This window comes from Streptomyces sp. HUAS CB01 (genome assembly GCF_030406905.1).
GTDB classification, from domain to species: domain Bacteria; phylum Actinomycetota; class Actinomycetes; order Streptomycetales; family Streptomycetaceae; genus Streptomyces; species Streptomyces chengbuensis.
This window is the reverse complement of record NZ_CP129137.1, coordinates 5,733,106-5,758,384: the sequence shown is the minus strand read 5'-3', so window position 1 is coordinate 5,758,384 and position 25,279 is coordinate 5,733,106. Positions and strand designations below refer to the sequence as shown.

At 73.1% G+C, this 25,279-nt stretch carries 21 protein-coding genes; 8 read left to right on the top strand and 13 right to left on the bottom strand.

Features of this window, described 5'->3' with window-relative positions; all coding sequences use genetic code 11:
• The first annotated feature begins 158 nt into the window (after window positions 1-158).
• From QRN89_RS25520 to QRN89_RS25500, 5 genes are all read left to right on the top strand, one after another.
• The gene (locus QRN89_RS25520) at window positions 159-2,126 is read left to right on the top strand and encodes an ABC transporter substrate-binding protein (protein WP_290351700.1); all 1,968 of its coding nucleotides are present in this window, start codon (window positions 159-161) and stop codon (window positions 2,124-2,126) included.
• 66 nt (window positions 2,127-2,192) lie between these two features.
• Window positions 2,193-3,263, top strand: coding sequence for an ABC transporter permease (locus QRN89_RS25515; RefSeq protein ID WP_290353855.1), 1,071 nt, complete (start codon window positions 2,193-2,195; stop codon window positions 3,261-3,263).
• The gene (locus tag QRN89_RS25510) at window positions 3,260-4,147 is read left to right on the top strand and encodes an ABC transporter permease (protein ID WP_290351699.1); all 888 of its coding nucleotides are present in this window, start codon (window positions 3,260-3,262) and stop codon (window positions 4,145-4,147) included. Before QRN89_RS25515 ends, QRN89_RS25510 begins: the two co-directional genes overlap by 4 nt.
• Window positions 4,144-5,115 carry an ABC transporter ATP-binding protein gene (locus tag QRN89_RS25505; protein ID WP_290351698.1) on the top strand — a complete coding sequence of 324 codons (972 nt, stop codon included), beginning with the start codon at window positions 4,144-4,146 and terminating at the stop codon, window positions 5,113-5,115. Before QRN89_RS25510 ends, QRN89_RS25505 begins: the two co-directional genes overlap by 4 nt.
• Window positions 5,112-6,197 (top strand): ABC transporter ATP-binding protein, encoded by a 1,086-nt coding sequence (locus QRN89_RS25500; protein ID WP_290351697.1) that lies wholly within the window; start codon window positions 5,112-5,114, stop codon window positions 6,195-6,197. The genes QRN89_RS25505 and QRN89_RS25500 overlap by 4 nt, the downstream gene beginning before the upstream one ends.
• A 57-nt stretch (window positions 6,198-6,254) precedes the next feature.
• Here the strand turns inward: QRN89_RS25500 and QRN89_RS25495 are convergent, their stop codons facing one another.
• The 9 genes from QRN89_RS25495 to rimP all read right to left on the bottom strand — a co-directional run bounded on the left by QRN89_RS25495 (window position 6,255) and on the right by rimP (window position 18,347).
• Window positions 6,255-7,205, bottom strand: a complete 951-nt coding sequence (locus tag QRN89_RS25495) for a bifunctional riboflavin kinase/FAD synthetase (protein WP_290351696.1) — start codon at window positions 7,203-7,205, stop codon at window positions 6,255-6,257.
• 58 nt (window positions 7,206-7,263) lie between these two features.
• The gene (locus tag QRN89_RS25490; RefSeq protein ID WP_290351695.1) at window positions 7,264-11,019 is read right to left on the bottom strand and encodes a S1 family serine peptidase; all 3,756 of its coding nucleotides are present in this window, start codon (window positions 11,017-11,019) and stop codon (window positions 7,264-7,266) included.
• A 213-nt stretch (window positions 11,020-11,232) separates the two neighbouring features.
• Window positions 11,233-12,162: a tRNA pseudouridine(55) synthase TruB gene (gene truB, locus QRN89_RS25485; protein WP_290351694.1), complete on the bottom strand. Its 930-nt coding sequence runs from the start codon at window positions 12,160-12,162 to the stop codon at window positions 11,233-11,235.
• A complete protein-coding gene (gene rbfA, locus QRN89_RS25480) occupies window positions 12,159-12,611 on the bottom strand; it encodes a 30S ribosome-binding factor RbfA (RefSeq protein ID WP_290351693.1) in 453 nt (150 codons plus the stop codon). The genes truB and rbfA overlap by 4 nt, the downstream gene beginning before the upstream one ends.
• Window positions 12,612-12,669: 58 nt before the next feature.
• The gene (locus tag QRN89_RS25475) at window positions 12,670-12,963 is read right to left on the bottom strand and encodes a DUF503 domain-containing protein (protein ID WP_290351692.1); all 294 of its coding nucleotides are present in this window, start codon (window positions 12,961-12,963) and stop codon (window positions 12,670-12,672) included.
• A 155-nt stretch (window positions 12,964-13,118) separates the two neighbouring features.
• Entirely contained in the window at window positions 13,119-16,205 is a 3,087-nt protein-coding gene (gene infB / locus QRN89_RS25470) for a translation initiation factor IF-2 (RefSeq protein WP_290351691.1), read from the bottom strand.
• A gap of 155 nt (window positions 16,206-16,360) precedes the next feature.
• Window positions 16,361-16,651: a YlxR family protein gene (locus QRN89_RS25465; protein WP_290351690.1), complete on the bottom strand. Its 291-nt coding sequence runs from the start codon at window positions 16,649-16,651 to the stop codon at window positions 16,361-16,363.
• A 179-nt stretch (window positions 16,652-16,830) separates the two neighbouring features.
• Window positions 16,831-17,823, bottom strand: a complete 993-nt coding sequence (nusA, locus tag QRN89_RS25460; RefSeq protein WP_290351689.1) for a transcription termination factor NusA — start codon at window positions 17,821-17,823, stop codon at window positions 16,831-16,833.
• A gap of 2 nt (window positions 17,824-17,825) precedes the next feature.
• Window positions 17,826-18,347: a ribosome maturation factor RimP gene (gene rimP, locus QRN89_RS25455; protein ID WP_290351688.1), complete on the bottom strand. Its 522-nt coding sequence runs from the start codon at window positions 18,345-18,347 to the stop codon at window positions 17,826-17,828.
• A gap of 188 nt (window positions 18,348-18,535) precedes the next feature.
• Between rimP and QRN89_RS25450 the strand changes: the two genes are divergently transcribed.
• Genes QRN89_RS25450 through QRN89_RS25440 form a run of 3 tightly spaced genes read left to right on the top strand, consistent with a single transcriptional unit; the run spans window position 18,536 to window position 20,444 of the window.
• Complete coding sequence (locus tag QRN89_RS25450; protein WP_290351687.1) at window positions 18,536-19,129, top strand: hypothetical protein; 594 nt, start codon at window positions 18,536-18,538, stop codon at window positions 19,127-19,129.
• Window positions 19,126-19,554 carry a DUF4439 domain-containing protein gene (locus QRN89_RS25445; protein WP_290351686.1) on the top strand — a complete coding sequence of 143 codons (429 nt, stop codon included), beginning with the start codon at window positions 19,126-19,128 and terminating at the stop codon, window positions 19,552-19,554. Before QRN89_RS25450 ends, QRN89_RS25445 begins: the two co-directional genes overlap by 4 nt.
• Window positions 19,555-19,571: 17 nt before the next feature.
• Window positions 19,572-20,444: an aminoglycoside phosphotransferase family protein gene (locus QRN89_RS25440; RefSeq protein ID WP_290351685.1), complete on the top strand. Its 873-nt coding sequence runs from the start codon at window positions 19,572-19,574 to the stop codon at window positions 20,442-20,444.
• A gap of 194 nt (window positions 20,445-20,638) precedes the next feature.
• Here the strand turns inward: QRN89_RS25440 and QRN89_RS25435 are convergent, their stop codons facing one another.
• The 4 genes from QRN89_RS25435 to ispG form a co-directional block, all read right to left on the bottom strand.
• On the bottom strand, window positions 20,639-22,333 hold the full coding sequence (locus tag QRN89_RS25435; protein ID WP_290351684.1) for a proline--tRNA ligase: 1,695 nt from the start codon (window positions 22,331-22,333) through the stop codon (window positions 20,639-20,641).
• Between the two features lie 125 nt (window positions 22,334-22,458).
• Complete coding sequence (locus QRN89_RS25430; protein WP_290351683.1) at window positions 22,459-23,001, bottom strand: GNAT family N-acetyltransferase; 543 nt, start codon at window positions 22,999-23,001, stop codon at window positions 22,459-22,461.
• Window positions 23,002-23,029: 28 nt separating this feature from the next.
• On the bottom strand, window positions 23,030-23,875 hold the full coding sequence (locus tag QRN89_RS25425) for a GNAT family N-acetyltransferase (protein ID WP_290351682.1): 846 nt from the start codon (window positions 23,873-23,875) through the stop codon (window positions 23,030-23,032).
• Between the two features lie 181 nt (window positions 23,876-24,056).
• Complete coding sequence (gene ispG, locus QRN89_RS25420; protein ID WP_290351681.1) at window positions 24,057-25,211, bottom strand: flavodoxin-dependent (E)-4-hydroxy-3-methylbut-2-enyl-diphosphate synthase; 1,155 nt, start codon at window positions 25,209-25,211, stop codon at window positions 24,057-24,059.
• Window positions 25,212-25,279 lie beyond the last annotated feature (68 nt).

Here is a 25,279-nt window from a genome sequence, read left to right as displayed (position 1 = left end):
GGCCCTTCGGTGTTCGCGCAGCCCACAAGGGTTCTGACGCGGTGTCACGGCATCGTTGACTCGTCTGGACCACGCTGATAGACCTTCGCATCACCAGTGGGCGCCCAGCAGATCCACGTGCCTCCTCCATGCGAGTTACGACGCGAGGTCAACGTCCTATGATCACCACGGCTCCGCACCGCTCCCCCCGCCCGAACCCCCTCCTCCGTTCGCGTCCGGGCCGCCGGCCCCGCCGCCGGCTGCGGCTGCTGCTCGCCTCCGCCGTCGCCGCCTCCGCGCTCTCCGCCGTACCACCACAGGCACAGGCGCAGGGAACGGGTGCCGTGCACGGCACCACGCAGCTCGCGGAGGGCCGTACGAGCGCGGACGGCACCGGCGCGCGCGAGGACGACGGCAAGAGCGACGACAAGGACGGCGCTGACAACGTCCTGACCGTGGCCGTCTCGCAGAGCGTCGACTCCCTCAGCCCGTTCCTCGCCCAGCGTCTGGTCTCCACGAGCGTCCACCGGCTGATCTACGAGTACCTCACGAACTACGACCCCGGGGACGCGCGCCCGATCCCGGGTCTGGCCACCGCCTGGAGCCCGTCCCCGGACAAGCTGACGTGGACGTACACGATCCGCAAGGACTCCACCTGGTCCGACGGCAGGCCCGCCACGGCCGAGGACGCGGCCTGGACCTTCAACAAGATGATGAAGGACCCGGACGCCGCGACCGCGAACGGCAGTTTCACGGCCAACTTCGCCGAGGTCACGGCACCTGACCCCGGGACGCTGGTCATCCGGCTCAAGAAGCCCCAGGCCAACATGACGGCGCTGGACGTCCCGATCGTGCCCAAGCACGTCTGGGAGAAGGTCGGCGACTTCGCCACGTTCAACAACGACACGCGGTTCCCGGTCGTGGGCAACGGGCCGTTCGTGCTGACCGACTTCAAGGTCGACCAGTACATCCGGCTCAGGCCCAACGAGGACTTCTGGCGCGGGGCACCGAAGTTCGACGAGCTGGTGTTCCGCTACTACAAGGACGGAGACGCGGCGGTCGCCGCGCTGCGCAAGGGCGAGGTCTCCTTCGTCCCCAACCTCACCCCGGCGCAGGCCGCTTCCCTGGAGAACGCCGAGAACATCAAGGTCAACGACGCCCCGGGCCGCCGGTTCTTCGCGCTCGCCACCAACCCGGGCGCGCGGGCGAAGAACGGCGGCAGGTTCGGCAGCGGCCACCCCGCGCTGCTCGACCCGGTCGTGCGCAAGGCGCTGTTCCACGCCGTCGACCGGCGGACCATCGTCGACAAGGTGTTCCAGGGCCATGCGGTGGAGGGCGAGGGATACATCCCGCCGCGCTTCACCCCGTACTTCTGGAAGCCGGACGCCTCCCAGCGGATCGCGCACGATCCGGCGAAGGCGGCCGCCCTGCTCGACGGGGCCGGGTACCGGAAGAACGGCAGCGGCAAGCGGGTGGGGAAGGACGGCCGGCCGCTCGACTTCCGCATCCTGTGCCACGCCACCGACCCCCACGACAGGGCCGTCGGCAAGTACCTCCAGGAGTGGTGGGGTGAGCTCGGTGTCGGGCTGAAGGTCGACTGCCTCGACAACGTCTCCGACCCCTGGCTCAAGGGCGACTACGACCTGGCGTTCGACGGCTGGTCGGTCAATCCCGACCCGGACTTCGTCCTGTCCATCCACACCTGCTCCGCTCTGCCCGCCACCCCCGGGGGCACCGGCGCGACGGACAACTTCATCTGCGACGAGCGCTTCGACCGGCTGTACGCGCAGCAGGCGGTGGAGTACGACGCGGACAAGCGCGGCGACCTGGTCAGGCAGATGCAGTCCCGGCTGTACGACACCGGCTTCATGAACGTCATGGTGTACCCGAACGCGCTCGAGGCCTATCGCACCGACCAGATCAAGTCCATCACGACGATGCCCGAGGCGGCCGGCAATCTGTACGGCCAGGACGGCTACTGGAGCTGGTGGTCGGCCGAGCCCGCCGCCGCGGGACGGGCGGCGTCGGGCGGTGGCGGCTCGTCCGCCGCGGTGGCCATCGGCATCGGGATCTCGGTCGTCCTGGTCATAGCGGTCGGCTTCCTCACCAGTCGGCGACGCCGTGCCACCGCCGACGACCGCGAGTAGCCGATGAGCAGCACCACGAGCTCCTCGGGCTCCTCCCCCGACGTCCCGGACGCCCCCGCGGGCAACATGTCTGCCGCGGCCTCCGGGATCGAGATGAAGGTCGTGGCACCGTCGCCCGGTTCCTCCGGTGCCCGACCCGTCAGGACGGCCGGCACGAAGGCGAGGGCGTATCCGGCGTATCTGGCCGGCAAGCTCGGCGGCGCCGTCGTCTCGCTGTTCGCCGTCCTCGTGACCAGCTTCTTCCTGTTCCGGATCATCCCCGGTGACCCGGTCAAGGCGATGACGCGCGGCATGCCGACCAGCGCGGAGCAACTGGCGACCCTGCGGAGGCAGTTCGGCCTCGATCTGCCGCTGTGGCGGCAGTTCACCGACTACTGCGCCGGCGCGCTGACCGGTGACCTCGGCATGTCGTACCAGTTCCGCGCGCCGGTCGGGGAGCTCATCGCCCAGAAGCTCCCGGCGACGCTGCTGCTCACGGGTGTGGCCGTGGTGATCTACTCGGCACTCGGGCTGTGGCTCGGTACACGCTCGGCGTGGCGGCACGGCGGCCTCGGGGACCGGCTCAGCACGGGCGTGGCGCTGACCCTGTGGTCGGTGCCGTCGTTCTGGCTCGGGCTGCTGCTGATCATCACCTTCTCGGTGGGGATCGGGCCGGTGCCCGGCATGTTCCCCACCGGCGGGATGGAGTCGGGCGGCACGTCCGGACTCCCGTACGTCCTCGACGTCGCGCACCACATGGTGCTGCCGGTGCTGGCCCTGGTGGCCGTCGGATACGCGCAGACGCTGCTGGTGATGCGCTCCTCGCTGCTCGACGAGATGGGCGGCGACTATCTGACGACGGCCCGGGCGAAGGGCCTGCGGGACGACGACGTACGACGCCGGCACGCCGTCCCCAACGCCCTGCTGCCGACGGTGACGATGGTCTTCATCAACCTCGGCCATGTGGCGGCCGGGTCGATCCTCGTCGAGACCGTCTTCTCCTGGCCGGGGCTCGGCGGGCTCTTCTACCAGGCGCTCAGCGTCCCCGATCTGCCGCTGGTGCAGGGGCTGTTCGTGGTCTTCGCGGGGGCGATGATCCTGATGAACCTGCTCGCCGATCTGCTCTATCCGCTGCTCGACCCGAGGGTGGGCCGATGACGAGGTCACTGCACTGGGCGCGCCGGCGCGCCTCGGTCGCGCGCTTCTGGCGGTGCTACCGCACCCACCGGGCCGGGGTCCTGGGCCTCGCCGGACTGGCGCTCCTCGCCCTGATCGCCGTCGCCGCGCCGCTGCTGGTCGGCGGCGACGTCCGGAGCGTCACCCACGCGCCGGGCGGGGCGCTGGAGCCGCCGAGCGGCGCCTTCCCCCTCGGCACGGACCAGTTCGGCCGTTCCCTGCTGGGACTGCTGGTCTGGGGCGCGCGGATCTCGCTGACCGTGGGCCTGCTCGCGGCCGTGCTGTCGGTCGCCATCGGTACGCTCGTGGGCATCGTCGCGGGGCACTACGGCGGCTGGTGCTCCACCGTCGTCATGAGGATCACCGACTGGTTCCTCGTAATGCCGACCCTGGTGCTGGCGATCGTGCTGGCCACGGTGCTGTCGCGGAGCGTGTGGACGGTGATCCTGGCGATCGGGGTCACGACCTGGCCGACGACGGCGCGGCTGGTGCGCGCGCAGACGATCGCGGTCGAGTCGCGGCCGTACATCGAGCGCGCGAAGGCCCTCGGGGGCGGTCACCGGCACATCATGACCCGCCATGTGCTGCCCAATGTGATGCCGTTGGTGCTGGCCCAGACGACGCTCGGCATCTCCACGGCGATCCTCACCGAGGCGACGCTGGCGTTCCTCGGGCTCGGCGACCCGTCGGTGGTGTCGTGGGGCGGAATGCTCCAGGACGCCCGGGAGGCGGGCGCGGTGTCGTCAGGCCACTGGTGGTACCTCGCGCCGCCCGGGATCGCCGTGGCGCTGGTGGCGCTGGCCTTCACCCTGTGCGGGCGGGCCGTCGAGTCGGTCCTCAACCCCCGGCTGGGGGTGTCCCGTTGAGCCTGCTGGAGATCAGGGACCTTCGGGTGACGTACGGGTCCGGGGCGACCGCCGTCCCGGCCGTGCGCGGTGTCGACCTGACGCTCGCCGCCGGATCGAAGCTGGGTGTGGCGGGCGAGTCGGGCTGCGGGAAGTCGACACTCGCACTGGCCCTGCTGCGGCTGCTGCCGGCGTCGGCCCGGCTGTCGGGCGAGATCCTGCTGGACGGCGAGGACGTGCTCACGATGAGATGGGGCCGCCTGCGGGCGGTGCGGTGGGCGGGGGCTTCCATCGTCTTCCAGGGGGCCATGCACTCGCTGAACGCGGTGCGGCGCATCGGGGACCAGATCGCCGAACCGGTGCTCGTGCACGGCCGGGCGACGCCCGGGGCGGCTCAGCGGAGGGCCGGTGAGCTGCTGGAACAGGTGGGACTGCCGGCCTCGCGCACGGCGGCGTACCCGCACGAGCTCTCCGGCGGCCAGCGGCAGCGCGTGATGATCGCGATGGCACTGGCCTGCGATCCGAGGCTGCTGGTGGCCGACGAGCCGACGACGGCACTGGACGTGATGATCCAGGCGCAGATCCTGCGGCTGATCGAGCAGCTCGTGTGGGGGCAGGACATCGGCCTGCTGATGATCAGTCACGATCTGGCGGTGCTGGCGGACACCTGCGACCGCCTCGCGGTGATGTACGCGGGCCGGGTGGTGGAGGAGGGACCCGCCCGGGCCGTGTACGACGCGGCGGAACACCCTTACGGCCGGGCGCTGTCGGCGGCGTTCCCCCGGATCGGGGACCTCGCGTCGCGCCGTGCCCCGCGGGGGCTGCCCGGCGATCCGCCGGACCCGTCGGCGCTGCCGGGGGGTTGCGCGTTCCATCCGCGCTGCCCGGTGGCCCTGGAGGCGTGCGGCCGGGACGAGCAGGTGCTGCGCGAGGCGGGCCCGGACAGGCTCGCGGCGTGTGTGCGCGTGGGTGTGCGGGAGGAAGCATGAGCGCTGTCGACGAGACCGGCACCGACCGGAGCGGGGTGTCCCCGGCCGCCGGCGCCGTCCCCCTGCTGTCGGCATCCGGCGTGCGGGTGTCCTTCCCCGGACGGCGGGGAGCCCCGACGGCGCGCGCCGTCGACGGGGTCGATCTGGACATCGGCGCCGGGGAGATCGTCGCGCTGGTCGGCGAGTCCGGCTGCGGCAAGACGTCCCTGGCGCGGACGCTGCTCGGTCTCGTACGGCCGGAGGCGGGGCGGGTGTCCTTCGGGGGCGTGCCGCTGGGCTACCACGCGCGTGCGCTGAAGGCGTACCGCGGACGGGTGCAGCTGGTGCTGCAGGACCCGAGCGGATCGCTCAACCCCCGGCACACCGTGTACGAGGCGGTGTCGGAAGGGCTGAGGATCCACGGGTACGACGGCGACGAGAGCGAGGCGGTGGCGGAGGCGCTCGCCCGCGCGGGTCTGCGACCGCCCGAGCGCTTCTTCCTGCGTTACCCGCACGAACTGTCCGGCGGCCAGCGCCAGCGTGTGGTGATTGCGGGCGCGCTGGTCCTGCGGCCCGAACTCATCGTGGCCGACGAGCCGGTGGCGTCACTGGACGCGTCGGTGCGCGGCGAGATCCTGGCGCTGCTGCTGCGCCTGCGCGACGAACTGGGCCTGTCCGCACTGGTGGTGACCCACGACCTGGGCCTGGCGTGGAACATCGCGGACCGGGTGGCCGTGATGTACCTGGGGCGCATCGTGGAGACGGGGACGGTGGAGGAGGTGCTGACGCGCCCTCAGCATCCGTACACGCAGGCCATGTTGTCGGTACTGCCGGAGTCGGCGGGGCCTCCGGTGGTCCTCTCCGGCGAGCCGCCGGACCCGTCGCGCGTACCGCCCGGCTGCCGCTTCCACCCCCGGTGCCAGGTCCTGGCCTCGGGCACGGCCGAAGCCGCCGGGGTCGCCGACCGGTGCCGTACGGAGGACCTGCCGGTTCTCGCCGGCGACTCGGCGGGTGCGGTGGCCTGCCACTGGGCGGCGGCCGGTGCCCCCGGGGACGCGCCCGGCACGGGCGCGGAGCGCACGGGCGGCCCGCGGGAGGGGTGAGGCGGCACTCGGGAGACGGTCGGCGCCCGGTCGCGCCGGGCGCCGCCCCGGGGCGTCCTACGCGTCGTACTCCGCCGTCAGTTCGCGGGCGCGCTTCACATCGGCGGCGATGGCGTCGAGGAGGGCCTCGATGGTCTCGAACTTCGCCATGCCGCGTACATAGGCGAGGAAGTCGACCGCCACGTGGAGCCCGTACAGATCCAGGCCGACACGGTCGATCGCGTACGCCTCGACGGTCCGCTCGGTGCCGTCGAACTGCGGGTTGGTGCCCACCGAGATCGCGGCGGGCATGCGCTCCCCGCCTGCGGTGAGCCAGCCCGCGTAGACCCCGTCCGCGGGGATGGCCGTGTGCGGCAGGGTCTCGACGTTGGCCGTCGGGTAGCCCAGCTCACGGCCGCGCTGGGCACCGCGCACGACGACGCCCTCGACCCGGTGCGGGCGGCCCAGGATCTCCGCCGCCCCCTCGACGTCGCCCTCGGCGACCAGCCGCCGGGTCAGCGTGGACGAGAAGGGCTCGCCGCCGCCGGCCTCGCCGCGCACGAACAGGTCGACGACCTCGACCTCGTAGTCGTAGGTCCGGCCGAGTTCGGCGAGGAAGTCGACGTTGCCGGCGGCCTTGTGGCCGAAGCGGAAGTTGGGGCCCTCGATGACCGCGCGGGCGTGGAGCTTGTCCACCAGCACCTTCACGATGAAGTCGGCCGGCGACAGCTTCGAGAACTCGGCGGTGAACGGCAGGATGAGCACCGCGTCCACGCCGAGTTCCGCCATCAGCTCCGCACGGCGGTGGTGCGGAGCGAGCAACGGCGGGTGGCTGCCGGGCCGGACGACCTCGCTCGGGTGCGGGTCGAACGTGACCACGACCGACGGCACGCCCAGCTCACGCGCCCGCTCCACGGCCCGCCCGATGATCAGCTGGTGGCCGCGGTGCACTCCGTCGTAGGAACCGATGGTGACGACGCTGCGCCCCCAGTCCTGGGGGATGTCCTCCAAGCCACGCCAGCGCTGCACTGTGACCGCTCCTCGCCCGAACCCGAATTATCGAACCTGTGTACGCAAGGATGACTTCTTACGCAGGTCTAAGACTGCCATGCCCGCGGAGCGCCGTCGGCATCGGCACCTGGCTGCCCAGCGCCTCCAGCGTCCGGCGGGTGCTGGGGCCGATCACCACGGCCCACTCCCGCGGCGCCCCGGCCTGCCACGTCACCACTTCGGCGGCGAATCCGGGCACCTGGCGGGCCAGCTCGACCAGACGGCGGTCGAAGCGGTTCGCCCCCTCCGGGGTGCGTACGAGGAGGAGGCCGACGCGGTGGACCAGCTCGCGGACGCGGGGTTCCCCGGGTCGCCTCCCCGGCGCACGCACGGCCGTCCGGAGCAGGGTGTCCAGGACCTCCGGGTCCCCGCCCTCGGACCGCTCGTGCTCCAGGAGGACGTCCAGCAGTTCGGTGCGCAGCGGCTCGCCGGCCGTGCCGCCCGGGGTGCCGAGCACTGCGGCCAGGGCGCATCTCACCTGCGCGGGCCGGTCGCGCAGCAGGTCCACCACGAGCGGCAGGAGCACGGCCCGCGCCGACGCGCCGTGCCGCAGCCGGAGCCCGACGAAGGCGGCGGCGTGCGCGGCGCCCGCGGGCCGCAGACCCACGTACTCGCTCACCAGCCCGGCCGCTCGGCGGGCCAGTGCGGGCGTGCCGAGTCCCGCGAGCGCCCGCAGCACCTCGCCCGCGCCGTCCTCGCCCGCGCCGTCCTCGCCCGGGCGGCGGAGCGCGGCGCGGAACGCGGCGAACACGGGCTCGGGGTGGGTCGGTGCCGCGCTGACCAGGACGTCGGCGGGGAGTCCCGGATCTCCGTCGCGGTACGCGTCCAGGGCCCGCGCCAGGTAGCACGGCCGGGTGCGCGGATCGCGGACCAGGACGGCGATCGCGGCTCCGTGCAGGGCGGTGTCGGCGGGCCGGGCGAGCAGCGCCAGCGCCGCGTACCTGAGCAGATCGCGGTCGGTCTCCGTGGCGACGTGGGCCGCCACGACCGGGGCGTGCGTGGCCGCGGCGAGCCGGCGCACCGGGCGGGTGTCGTCGTGCGCCCAGCGGTCCACGGCCCGGCAGACGGCGGACGGCTCGTCCTCGGCGAGCGCGGTCAGCAGTTCCCGGGCACGGGGGTGGACGGTGCTGACGAGCGCCTCGCACAGGTCGTCGACGGCGCGTCCGCGGTGGGTGTGGAGGAGGGCCTGGGCGGCCGCTGCGACGGTGGGCCGGATGGCGGCGCCGGGTGCGGCGGGCAGTGGCCTCTCGTCGGTGAACCACCGGCACAGCAGCGGCTGGACGGCCCGCGGCGACCGGGCCAGGCGTTCGGCGACCGCGTCCAGATAGCGGGGCGGCCGGCCGTCGCCGGGCTCTTCCTGCCGCCGGTCGTCGCGGGGCGCCCCCTGCCGCCGGCCGCTCGCCGCGGGGCCGGTGAGGCGGTGCGAACGGGCGCTGTCCGCACGGGCGTCGCTCCTGGGCTCCCCGCTCCGGCCGGTCACGGCACGATCAGGGGGCCCGTCCGCCGGGACGAGCCGGCGCAGCAGGTCCATGCGCTCGGCCTCGCCGATCTGCAGCGCCTGCCAGAAGGAGGGCCCGAACTCCCCGTGCCCGGGCGACCGGTGGCGCCCGCACGGCCGCAGGGAACTCCGGGTGATGCGGTCCGCCAGGGTGCGCAGCACGCCGTGGTACCGGCGGGGGCGCGGGAGACGCAGCAGCGTCTCCCGGAGCAGTCCGGCGACCCACCGGCGGACGTCCGCGCCCGGACCCTCGCCCGGTTCGGGCCCGGCGAGGCCGGCGCACCGGTCGAAGCCCCCGGGCCCCTCGGGCACACCGGGAGCGGCGAAGCCGTCCAGGCGGTCGAGCGCGTCGACCAGCGCCGTCAGCCGTGGTGCCAGGGCGTGCTCCCCGGAGCGGCGGTCCATCAGGAGCAGCGCCTGGACGACCCTGGCCGGCGGGTGCCGGGGAGGTGCGGGTCCGCCTCCGTCCGCCGCCGCTGAGTCCGCACGGTGGACAAGCGGATGCAGGACCGAGTCGACGTCCAGATGCGCCGCCCCCAGCCACTCGGCGACTTCCTCGTGGGCGAAGCGGTAGCCGCTGCCGGCGGGCACCAGCAGCCCCGCGGCGAGCACCGCGGAGGCCCATCCGGTACGCCAGGGGAAGAGGTCCCCGAAGGTCTCCCGGTCGAGTCCTCCCTCTCCACCGAGGCAGCGCCGCGCCGCCTCGTGGACCCGGCCGGCCACCCGGGCGGCCAGGCGGCGCACCGTCGCCGCGTCGGGCCCGGGATCCGCGGCCTCGGCGATGCGCGTCGCGGCCCGCAGACACATCAGGTCCGTGTGCGCCGTGAGGACGTCCTCACGCGACGGCTGCCCGGGGACGTCGCCGGGCAGTGCTTCCCGCACCTCCGCGAGCAGTCTCAGGGCCAGTGGATGGCCGGCGTCCGCCGCCGCCGTCGCACCGGCCGGGAGGCCGAGGCGCGCCCTGGCCTCCCCGGCCTCCTCCTGGGTCAGCGGCCCGAGGTGCAGGGCGGGCCGGTGCACGGCGGCCGCCGGGTGGAGCGCCGCGATCCGCTCCCAGTACGCGGGCCGGCAGGCGACGACGAGCCGTACGTCATGGGCGCTCAGCCAACGCGCCGTCTCCGCCGTCCAGTCGGGGAGCCGGGCGGCCAGCGCGGCGGGCATCTCCTCGGGGCCGTCGAGGAGGACGAACAGAGGTCGTCCGGCCTCGCGGGCGACGCGAGCCACGTGCTCCGGCGCGGCGTCGGCACCGTCCGCGGGGACCGCCCAGGGGCCGCTGCGATGGGCCGTGACCCCGGCGACGACACGGCCGGAGCGCACGAGCGTGCGGGCGACGGCGTCCGCCAGGCCGCGGTCGTCCGCCGCGAGGTCGGCGCCGCGCAGCCAGAGCGAGACGGCCGGTTCGGTGCCGTCGGCACGCCGGCCGGCGAGTGCGGCGAGCTCGGTGGTCCGCCCGCTCCCCGGGGCGCCGGTGAGGCCCAGTACGAGCGCCGGGGACGCCTCGAACTCCGCGAAATCCCGCGCCACGTGCGGGCGTTCGACCGGTTCGGCGCGGGCGCCGACGCCGCGGACCGGCCGCGCGGGGCCGAGGGAGACGGCCGCCAGCCGCTGCGCGCCGGCCAGGTTGAGATCGGCCCCGAACCCGGGCACGGTCCGGGCGTTGCGCCGCAGGACGGCCGCGAGCGGCCCGCCGGGGTCGCTCGCCGCCGCGCGCAGGGGTACGGCGAGTCCCGCCGCCGTGTGGGCCGTGGCCGGTGCGGTACCCGCGAGGACCGCCACCACGGAGCCGGTGCCGGTGTCGACCACGGGCCCGCCGGTGGCGGTGCCGCCGGGCCCCAGCGCGTCACTCCCCTCGGTGCCCACGGCCAGTTCCAGGACGCCGTCGAGGGGGTGCGTGCGGCCGGCGGCGGTGTAGGTGGCCGGGATCGCGCCGAGGACGCGTGCCTCGCGCCAGCCACCGGCCGGGATGCGCACGTACGCGCCGTCCTCGCGCCAGCCACCGGCCGGGATGCGCACGTACGCGCCGTCCTCGGGCCGGTCCCGGACGGCGACCGGCAGCGGTGTCAGGCCGAGCCCGGTGGTGCGGACGAGCGCGAGATCCGCCTCCGGCAGGAGCGTGACGCCGTCGGCGACGCCGGCTCCGCCGCCGGGCACGTGCAGCACGATCCGGTCGAGTCCGTCGACGGCTTCGTGGCTGGTGACGACGGTGCCCCGGTCGTCCACGGCGAAGCCGGTACCGCGCGGCCGACCCGCCGGATCACAGATGCGCACCAGCGTCGCCAGGTCCCCGCTTCCCATGGTTCCGACGGTAGGCCGATGTTGATCACGGGGAGAAGGTCACCGGACGAACGCGCCCCCGAGTGCACCCTCGGTGCACTCCGAGCGCCTGCCCGTTGGGGTGAATCCCGGCTGCCGGACGGATAGACACCCTCCGAGGGGGATCGTGGAGCGGGCAGCGTCCCTGCCCGCTCCACGATGGAGCCCGTCCGTCGCCGGCCGGCGGGTCCGGCGTCAGCCGAAGACCGCGAGGCTCTTCGCCTTGCCCCGTTGCTGTTCGACCAGCGCCAGGAAACGCTCCTCGGGCCCGAAGACGGCCACCGGGCCCTGCGTGCCGTACTCCGGCATGTCGAGGCGTACGCCGTTGAGCAGCAGCCGGGCGCGCTTCGCGTCGACGTCCCAGCGCGGGAAGGCCGCCGCAGCGGCCTCGCCGATCGGCATGACCGTCAGCTCCTCCTGCAGCTGGTCGAGCGTCCTGGCCGCGTCGAGCTTGTACGGCCCGACGCGGGTGCGGCGCAGCGCGGTCAGGTGTCCGCCGACGCCGAGCCCGGCGCCGAGGTCGCGCGCGAGGGCCCGGACGTAGGTGCCGGAGGAGCAGACCACCGAGACGACCAGGTCGGTGACCGGGGTGCCGTCCTCGGCGACGGCCTCGCGGACGTCGTGGACGGTGAACTGCGAGACGGTCACCGGACGGGCGGGGATGTCGAACTCCTCACCGCCGCGCACCCGCGCGTAGGACCGCTTGCCGTCGATCTTGATGGCGCTGACCTTCGACGGCACCTGCATGATGGCGCCGGTCAGTTCCGCGACCCCCGCGTCGACGGCGTCCCGGGAGATGCCCGAGGCGGCGGTGGACGAGGTGACCTCGCCCTCCGCGTCGTCGGTGACGGTGTCCTGGCCGAGCCGGATCGTGCCGAGGTACTCCTTCTCGGTGAGTGCCAGATGGCCGAGCAGCTTCGTTGCCTTCTGGACACCCAGGACGAGCACGCCGGTCGCCATCGGGTCCAGCGTGCCCGCGTGCCCGACGCGGCGGGTCCGGGCGATGCCGCGCATCTTGGCGACGACGTCGTGCGAGGTGAAGCCGGCCGGCTTGTCGACGATGACCAGGCCGTCCGGGGTCACGCTCCCGGTGGCGGCCGGGGCGGTGTTGCTGTGCTGGCTCATTCGGACGCCGCGTCCTCGTCCCTGTCCTCGTCCTCCGGCTTGCGGTAGGGGTCGGCCTCGCCCGCGTACGTCTTGCCCGTCGACGCCTGACGGACCTCCGCGTCCTTGGCGCGCGCCTTGTCGAGCAGGTCGTCGATGGTCCGGGCGTTGTCCGGGAGGGCGTCCGGGACGAACGTCAGGCTCGGCGTGAAACGGACGCCCGTCTGACGGCCGACCTCGGACCGGAGGACGCCCTTGGCGGACTCCAGCGCCGCGGCGGACGCCGCGCGCTCCTCGTCGTCCCCGTACACCGTGTAGAAGACCGTGGCCTCCCGCAGGTCGCCGGTGACCCGGGCGTCCGTGATCGTGACGAAGCCCAGCCGCGGATCCTTGATTCGCCGGTCCAGGGTCTCCGCGACCACGACCTGGATGCGATCGGCCAGCTTGCGGGCCCGCGCGTTGTCGGCCACCGGTCCTTCTCCTCTTTCGTGCGGTGGTCCGGGGGGTCACCCCCCGGACGGTGCAGTCTCAATCATCGTCCCCGTGCAGCCGCCGTCGTACCGACAGCAACTCCACTTCGGGCCGGGCGGCGACGAGGCGCTCGCACCGGTCCAGTACGTCTGTGAGGTGTGCCGGGTCCCCGGACACCGCCGCGAGGCCGATCTCGGCCCTGCGGTGCAGGTTCTGACCGCCCACCTCGGCCACGGCCACCGCGTACTTGCGTTGGAGCTCGGCCACGATCGGGCGGACGACGGAGCGTTTCTCCTTCAACGAACGAACGTCGCCGAGGAGCAGGTCGAAGGACAGTGTCCCCACAAACATGTATGTCCGGATGTCCCGCCGGTACGGGTTCGGATGCGCCCTGCCCGCTCTTGGCAGGTACATCAAGAACCGTACACGCACGGCCGGGGCCGATCGACGGGATTACCTCCCGCCGACCGGCCCCGAGCACCGGTGTGCGTGTCGACCGCGCGGCGTCAGCCGCGGGGCTTCTCGCGCATCTCGTACGTCGCGATGACGTCGTCGACCTTGATGTCGTTGAAGTTTCCGAGGTTGATACCGCCCTCGAAGCCTTCGCGGATCTCGGTGACGTCGTCCTTGAAGCGACGCAGACCCTCGATGTTGAGGTTCTCCGCGACGACCTTGCCGTCACGGATGAGGCGCGCCTTGGTGTTGCGGCGGACCTCGCCGGAGCGGATGAGAACACCCGCGATGTTGCCCAGCTTGGACGAGCGGAAGACCTCGCGGATCTCCGCCGTGCCCAGCTCGACCTCTTCGTACTCCGGCTTGAGCATGCCCTTGAGGGCCGCCTCGATCTCCTCGATCGCCTGGTAGATGACCGAGTAGTAGCGGACGTCCACACCCTCGCGCTCGGCCATCTGCGTGGCACGCCCGGCGGCGCGCACGTTGAAGCCGATCACGATGGCGTCGGAGCCGGTCGCCAGGTCGATGTCCGACTCGGTGACCGCACCGACACCGCGGTGCAGCACGCGGATGTCGACCTCTTCGCCGACGTCCAGCTGGAGCAGCGAGGACTCGAGGGCCTCGACCGAACCGGACGCGTCGCCCTTGATGATGAGGTTGAGCTGCTGGACCTCGCCCGCCTTGAGCACCTTGTCGAGGTCCTCGAGGGACACCCGGCGGGTGCGCTTGGCGAACGCGGCGTTGCGCTCACGGGCGGCACGCTTCTCGGCGATCTGACGGGCCGTACGGTCCTCGTCGACGACCAGGAAGTTGTCGCCGGCGCCCGGGACGTTGGTGAGACCCAGGACGAGGACGGGAGTCGACGGGGTCGCCTCCTCCACGTTGTTGCCCTTGTCGTCGAGCATCGCGCGGACACGGCCGTACGCGTCGCCGACGACCATCGTGTCACCGATGCGCAGGGTGCCTCGCTGGACCAGGACGGTCGAGACGGCACCGCGGCCGCGGTCGAGGTGGGACTCGATCGCGATGCCCTGCGCGTCCTGCTCCGGGTTGGCCCGCAGGTCCAGGGCGGCGTCCGCGGTCAGGACCACGGCCTCCAGCAGGTTCTCGATGTTCAGACCCTGCTTGGCGGAGATGTCGACGAACATGGTGTCGCCGCCGTACTCCTCGGCCACCAGGCCGTACTCGGTCAGCTGACCGCGCACCTTCGTCGGGTCCGCGCCCTCGACGTCGATCTTGTTGACCGCGACCACGATCGGCACGTCGGCCGCCTTGGCGTGGTTCAGCGCCTCGATCGTCTGCGGCATCACACCGTCGTTGGCCGCCACCACGAGGATCGCGATGTCGGTCGACTTGGCACCGCGGGCACGCATGGCGGTGAACGCCTCGTGACCCGGGGTGTCGATGAAGGTGATGCGGCGCTCTTCCTCGTTGACCTCGGTCGAGACCTGGTACGCACCGATGTGCTGCGTGATACCGCCGGCCTCGCCCGCGACGACGTTCGTCTTGCGGATCGCGTCCAGCAGCCGGGTCTTACCGTGGTCGACGTGACCCATGACGGTCACCACCGGCGGACGCGCGACCAGGAACTCCTCGCCGCCCTCGTCCTCGCCGAACTCGATGTCGAAGGACTCGAGCAGCTCGCGGTCCTCCTCCTCCGGGCTGACGATCTGAACGGTGTAGTTCATCTCGCCGGCCAGGAGCTGCAGCGTCTCGTCGGAGACGGACTGCGTGGCCGTGACCATCTCGCCGAGGTTCATCATCACGGCGACGAGCGACGCCGGGTTGGCGTTGATCTTCTCCGCGAAGTCGGTGAGGGAGGCACCACGCGACAGACGGACGGTCTCGCCGTTGCCGCGAGGCAGCATCACACCGCCGACCGACGGGGCCTGCATGGCCTCGTACTCCTGGCGCCTCTGCCGCTTCGACTTGCGGCCACGGCGCGCCGGACCGCCGGGACGGCCGAACGCACCCTGCGTGCCACCGCGGCCGCCGGGACCACCCGGACGTCCGCCGAAGCCGGGACGGCCACCGCCGCCGCCGAAGCCGCCACCGCCGCCGCCACCGGGGCGCGGGCCGCCGAAGCCGCCGCCGCCACCGGGACGACCGCCGCCGCCACCGCCACCACCGGGACGACCGGCGAAGCCGGGACGTCCGGCACCGCCGCCGCCACCGGGACGGCCGCCGGGGCCACCACCGGGACCGCGGCCGCCGGGACCGGGACGCGGGCCGGCAGCGGGACGCTGCGGCATCATGCCCGGGTTCGGACGGTTACCACCGGGGCCGCCGGGGCCACCGGCTCCACGCGGAGCCTGCGGACGCGGCATGCCGCCCGGGGTGGGACGGGACCCACCGGGAGCCTGCGGACGGGGACCGCCCTGGCCGGCGCCCTGCGGACGCGGGCCACCGGGGGCACCCTGACCGCCGGGACGCGGGGCACCGCCCGGACGGGGCGCCTGCGGGCGCGCCATACCGGTGGAGCCGCCGGAGGTGAAGGGGTTGTTGCCCGGACGCGGGCCCGCGGGACGGCCACCGGGACGCGGGGCCTGGCGCTCGCCACCGGGGCGCGGGGCACCGGGACGGGCACCGCCGCCGCCCTGCCCCTGGCCGGGACGGGCGGCCGGACGCGGGCCGGGAGTGGCACCGGGCCGGGGGCCGGCAGCCGGAGCGGCCGGGGGCGCGGTGAACTCCGGCGCGGCCGGAGCGGCCGGGGCCGGCTTCGGGGCCGCCGCGGGCTTGGGGCCCGGGGTCGGCCGCGGGCCGGGGGCCGGGGCCGCGGGAACACTCTTGGGAGCCTCGGCGGCGGCCGGCTTGGGGGCCGGTGCGCCGGGCTTGGGGGCTGCGGGACGCGCCGCCTGCGCCGGGGAGGTCCCGGCGGGCGTGGGGGCGCCGCCCGCGCGGCTTGCCGCTGCGGGGGAGGGCGCGGACTTGCGCGGCGCCGCGGGCTTCCCGGCAGAGCGCTTCGCGGGGGCAGCCCCGGAACCCTGCTGGAAAGCATCAGTCAGTTTGCGTACAACCGGCGCCTCGATCGTCGAGGACGCCGAACGGACGAATTCACCGAGTTCTTGGAGCTTGGCCATGACGACCTTGCTCTCCACGCCGAACTCCTTGGCGAGTTCGTATACCCGGACCTTAGCCACTTCGCTCCTTTTAGGTCCGGGTTACCGCCGGACCGTCGCTACTTCATGGGCGTACTCATCGCGTACTCATCGAGTGCTCATCGCAATCTCGACCTACTTCCGACTCGCGAGGTACCTGACCGCATGGGGATCCGTGCGGTGCTGCTTCTTTCTTCTTACGGTGCTGCCTGTGCCGCCGTCGCCTCGATTTCCCGTCGTACGTCCGCGGTGTCGAGCGGTCCGGGAGCCCTGAGGGCCCTCGGGAACGCCCGGCGGCGGACCGCCAGGTCGAGACAGACCGAGGCGGGGTGCACGTAAGCACCCCGGCCGGGCAGCGTACCGCGATGATCGGGGACACATACGCCCTCGACCGCCACGATGCGCAGTAGATCGCGCTTGGCCGCTCGCTCCCGGCACCCCACGCAGGTGCGTTCAGGGCATGCCCGGGCATGCGTCCGACCAGACACGTCTAAGTCTACCTCCCCGCACCGACCTCACCCCTTTGGGGCAAGAATCGAACAGTTGATGGCTCAAAACTCTTGGCGATCCTGCGGTCACAGAACGAGTCTGCGCCCGGATCCATTCCCCGGCACCCCGGGCCGGTGGCACGGCGCGGGCGGGCGCCGCGCCACCGGGTCGTCCCCCGTCAGCCCTCGGCGGGCTGCTCGGTGTCCGGCCGGATGTCGATCCGCCAGCCGGTGAGCCGCGCGGCGAGACGGGCGTTCTGCCCCTCCTTGCCGATGGCCAGTGACAGCTGGTAATCGGGCACCGTCACCCGGGCGGACCTGGCGCCGAGGTCGACGACCTCGACCTTGGACACCCGGGCGGGGGACAGCGCGTTGGCGACCATCTCCGCCGGGTCGTCCGACCAGTCGACGATGTCGATCTTCTCGCCGTGCAGTTCGGCCATGACATTGCGGACCCGGCCGCCCATCGGGCCGATGCACGCGCCCTTGGCGTTCAGACCGCTGCGCGTCGAGCGCACGGCGATCTTGGTCCGGTGGCCGGCCTCACGGGCGATCGCCGCGATCTCGACCGAGCCGTCGGCGATCTCCGGCACCTCCAGCGCGAAGAGCTTTTTCACCAGATTGGGGTGGGTCCTCGACAGGGTGACGGACGGGCCGCGCACCCCCTTCGCCACCCGTACGACGTAGGTGCGCAGCCGCAGGCCGTGCGAGTAGTCCTCGCCCGGCACCTGCTCCTGCACCGGCAGGATGGCCTCCAGCTTGTCGTCCAGCTTCACCAGCACGTTCTTGGGGTCCTTGCCCTGCTGGACCTGGCCCGCCACGATGTCGCCCTCACGACGGGCGTACTCGCCGAAGGTGACGTCGTTCTCGGCGTCGCGCAGCCGCTGCTGGATGACCTGGCGGGCGGTGGACGCCGCGATCCGGCCGAAGTCGTGCGGGGTGTCGTCGAACTCGCGGGGCTCCTGGCCCTCCTCGAGTTCCGACGGGTCCTCCTTCGCCCACACCGTCACGTGCCCGGTCTGGCGGTTCAGCTCGACCCGGGCGTGCCGGCGGCTTCCCTCGGTACGGTGGTACGCGATGAGGAGGGCCGACTCGATGGCGTCGACCAGCAGGTCGAAGGCAATCTCCTTCTCCTGCGCCAAGCCCCTCAGGAGCTTCACGTCGATGTCCACGGCTACGCCTCCTCTTCTTTCTGAATGCCGTTGTCCTTGCGGTTGAACTCGAGCTCCACACGCGCCTTGGCGATCTCGGCGAAGGCGAGTCTGCGGGCGGTGGGCTTGCGCCCCTTCACGCCCGGCACCTCCAGATCGAGGCCCTCCTCGTCCACGCCGAGGATGCGCGCGACCAGCTCCTCACCCTGCTTGCCCTCCGGGGTGGTCAGCTGGAACCGGGCGAGCCGGCCCTTCGCGCGCACGTAGTGGCGGGGCTCCTTGAGCGGGCGCTCCGCCCCGGGGGAGGTCACTTCGAGCTGGTACTCGCCCTCACCCATGGCGTCGCTCTCGTCGAGCCGGTCGGAGATGACGCGGCTGAGCTCGGCACAGGCGTCGAGATCGACGCCCTCCTCCGAATCCACGACGACACGGAGCACACGGCGGCGGCCTGCCCGGGACAGTTCGATCTCTTCCAGATCCAGGTCCGCGGCGCTGACGAGCGGTTCGAGCAGTCCGCGCAGCCTCTCGCTCTGGGTGGTGCTCATCCGGGTGACTCCTCGGCCGCGTGTGCTGTTGTGGGTTCCGTCGTGTGTCAGCACAAAGGGTATCCGGTCGCGGGGGGTGTTGCCGTCCACCCACCGATGACCCGCAGGTACGCTCGCCTGCGGTGATCACATCAAGGCGTCGTCCACCCGATCGGGTGAATGCGTCCCAGGGCCCGAGGAGAGACCAGGTGGAGCGCACGGGAACGACGCGCAGACGTGCGCTCTTGGGGTCCGGGGCGGTCGCCGTCGCGGCGCTGACCGGCTGTTCCTCGGACGCGCCCGGCCCGCGGCGCGCCACCACCCGGAGCGAGTCGGCGGAGACCGCGCTGCGCCGCGCCAGTGCCGGGCTGAGCAGCGCGCTGCTGCTGCGGTACGACGCCGTGTTGACGGCCCATCCGGCTCTGACGGCCCGGCTGTCACCGCTCCGGGCCGAGGTCGTGCGGCATGTCGAGGCGCTCGCTCCGACCGGTGCGCGGCCGCTGCCGGGAACCTCGCCGGACCCTTCGGCGTCCCGGTCCCCCTCGCCCTCCTCCCCCGCGACGCCGGCCGCGTCCGGGCCGGGACGTCCCGGCCCGTCGTCCGCGTCGGGCCCCGTCCCGCCCCCGGTGCCCGCCGACGCCGCGGCGGCCGTACGCGAACTCGCCGCCGCCGAGCGGACCACCGCCGACGCGCACACCGCCGCGCTGAGCGGCGCCCCGCCGGAGTACGCACGGCTGCTGGCGTCGGTCGCCGCGGCCGGTGCGGTCCACGCCTACCTGCTGACGGAAGGGTCCCGCCGATGAGCGACGCGCTGGCTGCCGCGCAGGCCGCCCTGGCGGCCGAGCACGCCGCGGTGTACGGCTACGGCGTGGTCGGTGGCCGGGTCGGCGAGGCCCGCCGGGCCGAGGCCATGGCGGCCTACTCGGCCCATCGCGCCCGCAGGGACGCCCTGGAGCGCACGGTCCGGGATCTCGGCGGGAAGGCCGTGGCCGCGCAGGCGGCCTACACCCTGCCGTTCGCGGTACCCGACGCGGCGGCCGCGGTCCGGCTGGCCGCGCTGCTGGAGGACCGGGTCGCGGGCGTCTGCTCCGATCTGGTGCGGGCCACGGGGGGACCGCTGCGCCAGGACGCCGCGGTCGCGCTGCGCGAGGCGGCCGTGCGGGCGGCGCGGTGGCGCGGTACCGGCGTAGCCTTTCCGGGGCTCGCCGAGCGGGCCGCGGCGCAGTGAAAGGGAACAACGCACGTATGGGTTTCGAACCGCCCCAGCGTCTGGTGCGGGCGCTCGGTGACAACGACTGGACCGGGCGGCTGCCGAAGCTCGTCGAGGACGCGGCCGCCCGTGACGGCCTGGAGGTCGAGCGGGTGATGGTGCCCGGCGGCCGGAGCAGCCTGGTCGTCCTCGTGAGGCGTCCGGACGGCACGCCCGCCGCGCTCAAGCTCGTGCCGCCGTTCGCCGCGCCGGACCTGGAGCGGGCGGCACTCGCGCACTGGAACGGCTTCGGCGCGGTGCGGCTGCTGGGCGGTTCCGAGGGCGCGCTGCTGCTGGAGCGGTTGCATCCCGAGCTGTCCGTGCGCTCGCTCCCGGAGGCCAAGGCGCTGCTCGAGGCGGCGGGCACGGTGCGGCGGCTGTGGGTGGAGCCGCCGGCCGGCCATGCCTTCGAGACGGTGGCCGAGCGCACGGCCGACCAGGTGTCCGCGCTGTCGGACCGTGCCGGCACCGCGCCGCAGGCGCTGGTGGACGAGGCGCTCGCCGCCCGGGACGAACTGCTCGCCCACTCCCCCGAGTCGCTGCTGCTGCACGGGAACTTCCGCCAGAGCAAGGTGCTCGCGGGGGACCGTGCGCCGTGGCTGGCGATCGGTCCCGAGCCGCTGGTGGGTGAGCGGGCGTACGACCTGGCGCGGCTGGCCCGGGACCGGGTGGAGGACCTGGTCGCCGCCACCTCCGGCGCCTCCGCGGCCCGCCGCCGGGTGAACCGGCTCGCGGACTCGCTCGACGTCGACCGGGACCGGCTGCGCGGCTGGACGCTGTTCCGTGCGGTGGAGTCGGGCACCCGGGCGATCGCGGCGGGGCGGCACGCCGAGGGCGAGCTGTCGCTGGAGTTCGCCGGCTGGCTGTGACGGCCGGCGCCGCGGACCACCACTCGGGCGCGTCCCGCGCGGCCGGCCGCGCGGTGCGTTGCCGGTGAACGGACGCCCGCGGGGCCGCCGCCGTTCGACACCACCGACGAGGGTCGCCGACGGAACGAGGGACGGACCCGGTGCGCACCGGGTCCGTCCCTCGTCGCGGCGTGGCCGCGGCCGTGCTCAGGCGGTCAGGCGGTCAGGCGCGCCAGGGCCTCCTCGACCGTCAGCTCCTCGCGCTCGCCCGTGCGGCGGTCCTTCAGCTCCAGGACGCCCTCGCCGGAGCGGCGGCCCGCCACCAGGATCTTCGGGACGCCGATCAGCTCGGCGTCGGTGAACTTCACGCCCGGGGAGACGCCGGCCCGGTCGTCCACGAGCACCCGCGCGCCCGCCGCGCCCAGCTTCTCCGCCACGTCCAGGGCGAGCTCGGTCTGCAGCGCCTTGCCGGCGGCGACGACGTGGACGTCCGCCGGGGCGATCTCGGCGGGCCAGCACAGGCCCTGCTCGTCCGCGTGCTGCTCGGCCAGGGCGGCCACCGCGCGGGAGACGCCGATGCCGTACGAGCCCATGGTCACGCGGACCGGCTTGCCGTTCTGGCCCAGGACGTCGAGCTGGAAGGCGTCCGTGTACTTGCGGCCCAGCTGGAAGATGTGGCCGATCTCGATGGCGCGGTCGAGCTTCAGTCCGGTGCCGCAGGTGGGGCAGGGGTCGCCGTCCTCGACGACGACCACGTCCAGGTAGTCGTCGACCTCGAAGTCGCGGCCCGCGACGACGTTGCGGGCGTGCTTGTCCTGCTTGTTGGCGCCGGTGATCCAGGCGGTGCCGGGGGCGACGCGCGGGTCGGCGATGTAGCGGACCTTCTCCAGGCCCTGCGGGCCGACGTAACCGCGCACCAGGTCGGGGCGGCCGACGAAGTCCTCGGCGGTGACCAGTTCGACGGAGGCCGGGGCCAGGTGGTCGGTGAGCTTGCCCAGGTCGACCTCGCGGTCACCGGGCACGCCGACGGCGACGATCTCGCCGTCGACCTTCACGAGCAGGTTCTTGAGCGTGGCGGACGCCGGCACGCCGAGGTGGTCGGCGAGCGTCTCGATGGTCGGGGTGTCGGGGGTGTCCAGCTCCTCGACGGGACCGTGCTCGCCGGTGACCGGCTTGAGCGCGAAGGTGACGGCCTCGGTGTTCGCGGCGTAGTCGCAGGAGGGGCAGTACACGAAGGTGTCCTCGCCGGCGGCGGCCGGGGCCAGGAACTCCTCGGAGGCCGAGCCGCCCATCGCGCCGGAGACGGCGGAGACGATTCGGTGCTCCAGGCCGAGGCGCTGGAAGATCTTGATGTAGGCCTCGCGGTGCAGCCGGTACGACTCCGCCAGCCCCTCGTCGGTGGTGTCGAAGGAGTACGAGTCCTTCATCTGGAACTCGCGGCCGCGCAGGATGCCGGAGCGCGGACGGGCCTCGTCGCGGTACTTCGTCTGGATCTGGTACAGGATGACCGGGAGGTCCTTGTACGAGGTGCACTGGTCCTTCACCAGCTGGGTGAAGATCTCCTCGTGCGTGGGCCCGAGCAGGTAGTCCGCGCCCTTGCGGTCCTGGAGGCGGAACAGCTCGGCGCCGTACTCCTCCCAGCGCCCGGTCGCCTCGTACGGCTCCTTGGGCAGCAGCGCGGGCAGCAGCACCTCCTGGGCCCCGATGGCGTCCATCTCCTCGCGGACGACACGGGCGACGTTCTCCAGGACCCGCATGCCGAGGGGCAGCCAGCTCCAGATGCCCGCGGCGTTCCGGCGGACGTAGCCGGCGCGGACCAGCAGCTTGTGGCTGAGCGTCTCGGCGTCCGCCGGGTCGTCGCGCAGTGTCTTGACCATCAGACGGGACATGCGCTGGACCTGGGCTGCCATGGATTGTCTCCTGCGTACAAGTGCGTACAAGAAAGGGTGATGTCCAGGAGGTTAGCCGGGCGGTGGCAGCGGGCGGAAATCAGTTCCGCTCCGTACGCCCCTCGCGCATGCGTGCGGTACGGCTCTCACACGCCGCGCAGCAGGGGCAGCGGGGCCCCCATCACCGCGTACGGCTTCGGGGCGCTGGGGAAGAGCACCTGCCGCGCGAGGTCCTGGTAGCCGAGGGCGCGGTACAGCCCGCGGGCCGGGCTCTCCGTGTCGATCGCGGACAGGATGGAGCGGGGCTGGGCGGCGCCGTCGGTGATGGTGGTGATCAGTCGGCGTCCGATGCCGCGCCCCTGGTAGGCGGGGTGGACATGGAGCTCGGTGATCACGAACGAGTCGTCCAGCCAGTCGTCGGAGCCGTTGCTGCGCAGATACGGCTCCACGACCGTGGACCACCAGTGGGTGCGGTCGTTCGGCATCCCGTACACGAACCCCACCAGACGTCCCGCGGGGGTCGTGGCGCCCAGGGCGTGGGCGCCCGGGCAGAGCAGATGCCGGAGCACGATGTGGCGGCGGATCCCGATCTCTTCCTCGGTGAGGCCGAAGGCGAGGGCCTGCACGGAGAGGGCGTCGTCCACGCGCGCGGCGAGGTTGACCGGTGCGACCTCGACATCGTGTTCCATGCGGGAACCCTACTTCTCCGCCGGCCGCTCAGAACAGCACGCTCATGAACGCACCGACCTCACGGAATCCCACCCTGCGGTACGCCGCGCGAGCCGCGGTGTTGTAGTCGTTCACGTACAGGCTGACGACCGGTGCGACATCGGCGAGGGCGTAGCGGATCACGGCCGCCATCCCGGTCTCGGACAGGCCGCGGCCGCGGTGCTCCGGGGCGACCCAGACGCCCTGGATCTGGCAGGCCAGCGGGGTGGCGGCGCCGATCTCCGCCTTGAAGACGACCTGGCCGTCGTCGACGCGGGCGAAGGAGCGGCCCGTGCCGACGAGCTCGGCGATCCGGGCCTGGTAGAGCAGTCCGCCGTCGCCGGCCATCGGGGAGACTCCGACCTCCTCGGTGAACATGGCCACGCACGCGGGCATGATCACCTCCATCTCGTCCTTGCGGACGCGCCGCACGTACGGGTCGGGCGCGATGTCCGCGGGCACGGACTCGGTGACCATGAGCGGCTGGTGGGCGCGGACTTCGCGGGCCGGGCCCCAGCTGGGCTCCAGCAGCTTCCACAGCAGGGATGTGGTCTCGGCGGGCCCCACGATGGACGAGCACCGGCGGCCGGCCCTGCGGGCGCGGTCGGCGAAGGCGCGGACGGCCTCGGGGGTGGCGCAGATGGGGACCAGGTTGGCGCCCGAGTAGCACAGCGAGCGGAGCCGTCCGTCCGCGTACCAGCCCCACATCTCGCCGCCGAGGCGCCACGGGTCGAGTCCGGCGACGTGGACGCGCGCGGTGACGAAGGCGTTGGTGACGGGATCGCTCTCCAGGACCGCCAGGGCGGCCCCGAGATCGTCGGGGCCCAGGACCCGGGTGGTGGTCTGCGTCAACACGAGAGCGCCCTCCATCACTCCTTGCGGGCAACGACAGGTGCCGCTCGGTCGGCCGGCCCCTGCACGTACCCGAGGTGGTGTACGGCCTGCCGGTCTGTGCACTGTACCTGGATACCCGGGACCGGGCCCCTCACGCGAAAGGGCCGGACCGCCTGCGCGGACCCGGCCCTCGCGACGGTGGTCAGCTGACGGAGACCTCGGGCTCGCCGGAGGCCACGCCGTCCTTCTCCATCTGCTCGGCGATCTTCAGCGCCTCCTCGATGAGGGTCTCGACGATCTTCGACTCGGGCACCGTCTTGATGACCTCGCCCTTGACGAAGATCTGGCCCTTGCCGTTGCCGGAGGCGACTCCCAGGTCGGCCTCGCGGGCCTCGCCGGGGCCGTTCACGACGCAGCCCATGACCGCGACGCGCAGGGGCACCTCCATGCCCTCGAGGCCGGCGGTGACCTGGTCGGCCAGCTTGTAGACGTCGACCTGGGCGCGGCCGCAGGACGGGCAGGAGACGATCTCGAGCCGGCGCTGGCGCAGGTTCAGCGACTCCAGGATCTGGATGCCGACCTTGACCTCCTCGGCCGGGGGCGCGGACAGCGACACACGGATGGTGTCCCCGATGCCCTCGCTGAGCAGCGCGCCGAAGGCGACCGCGGACTTGATGGTGCCCTGGAAGGCCGGGCCGGCCTCGGTCACGCCGAGGTGGAGGGGGTAGTCGCACTGCGCGGCGAGCTGCCGGTAGGCGTTGACCATGACGACCGGGTCGTTGTGCTTCACCGAGATCTTGATGTCGCGGAAGTCGTGCTCCTCGAAGAGGGACGCCTCCCACAGCGCCGACTCGACGAGCGCCTCGGGGGTCGCCTTGCCGTACTTCTGGAGCAGCCGCCGGTCGAGCGAGCCCGCGTTCACACCGATGCGGATGGGAGTGCCGGCGTCCCTGGCCGCCTTGGCGATCTCCTTGACCTTGTCGTCGAACTGCTTGATGTTGCCGGGGTTGACGCGGACCGCGGCACAGCCCGCGTCGATGGCCGCGAAGACGTACTTCGGCTGGAAGTGGATGTCCGCGATCACCGGGATCTGCGACTTCCGGGCGATCGTGGAGAGCGCGTCGGCGTCGTCCTGCGTGGGGCACGCGACGCGGACGATCTGGCAGCCGGACGCGGTGAGCTCGGCGATCTGCTGCAGCGTGGCACCGACGTCGGAGGTCCGTGTCGTCGTCATCGACTGCACCGACACGGGTGCGTCGCCACCGACGGCGACCGAGCCGACCTGGATCTTGCGGCTGACCCTTCGGTCGGCGAGCTTGGTCGGAACGGACGGCATACCGAGAGAAATCGCGGTCATCTGCTGTGCAACCCCAAGGTGTGGATCGAGGCCCTGACAGGGCGGGCTCCAGCCTTCGAGATTACGCC

Excerpts from the sequence above, each read along its gene's own strand:
- QRN89_RS25445 (WP_290351686.1), top strand. The coding sequence starts at position 19,126 with ATGAGCGACGCGCTGGCTGCCGCGCAGGCCGCCCTGGCGGCCGAGCAC.
- QRN89_RS25515 (WP_290353855.1), top strand. The coding sequence starts at position 2,193 with ATGTCTGCCGCGGCCTCCGGGATCGAGATGAAGGTCGTGGCACCGTCG.
- QRN89_RS25500 (WP_290351697.1), top strand. The coding sequence starts at position 5,112 with ATGAGCGCTGTCGACGAGACCGGCACCGACCGGAGCGGGGTGTCCCCG.
- truB (WP_290351694.1), bottom strand. The coding sequence starts at position 12,162 with ATGAGCCAGCACAGCAACACCGCCCCGGCCGCCACCGGGAGCGTGACC.
- QRN89_RS25520 (WP_290351700.1), top strand. The coding sequence starts at position 159 with ATGATCACCACGGCTCCGCACCGCTCCCCCCGCCCGAACCCCCTCCTC.
- QRN89_RS25475 (WP_290351692.1), bottom strand. The coding sequence starts at position 12,963 with ATGTTTGTGGGGACACTGTCCTTCGACCTGCTCCTCGGCGACGTTCGT.
- QRN89_RS25490 (WP_290351695.1), bottom strand. The coding sequence starts at position 11,019 with ATGGGAAGCGGGGACCTGGCGACGCTGGTGCGCATCTGTGATCCGGCG.
- ispG (WP_290351681.1), bottom strand. The coding sequence starts at position 25,211 with ATGACCGCGATTTCTCTCGGTATGCCGTCCGTTCCGACCAAGCTCGCC.
- QRN89_RS25430 (WP_290351683.1), bottom strand. The coding sequence starts at position 23,001 with ATGGAACACGATGTCGAGGTCGCACCGGTCAACCTCGCCGCGCGCGTG.
- QRN89_RS25440 (WP_290351685.1), top strand. The coding sequence starts at position 19,572 with ATGGGTTTCGAACCGCCCCAGCGTCTGGTGCGGGCGCTCGGTGACAAC.
- QRN89_RS25435 (WP_290351684.1), bottom strand. The coding sequence starts at position 22,333 with ATGGCAGCCCAGGTCCAGCGCATGTCCCGTCTGATGGTCAAGACACTG.
- rimP (WP_290351688.1), bottom strand. The coding sequence starts at position 18,347 with ATGAGCACCACCCAGAGCGAGAGGCTGCGCGGACTGCTCGAACCGCTC.
- QRN89_RS25510 (WP_290351699.1), top strand. The coding sequence starts at position 3,260 with ATGACGAGGTCACTGCACTGGGCGCGCCGGCGCGCCTCGGTCGCGCGC.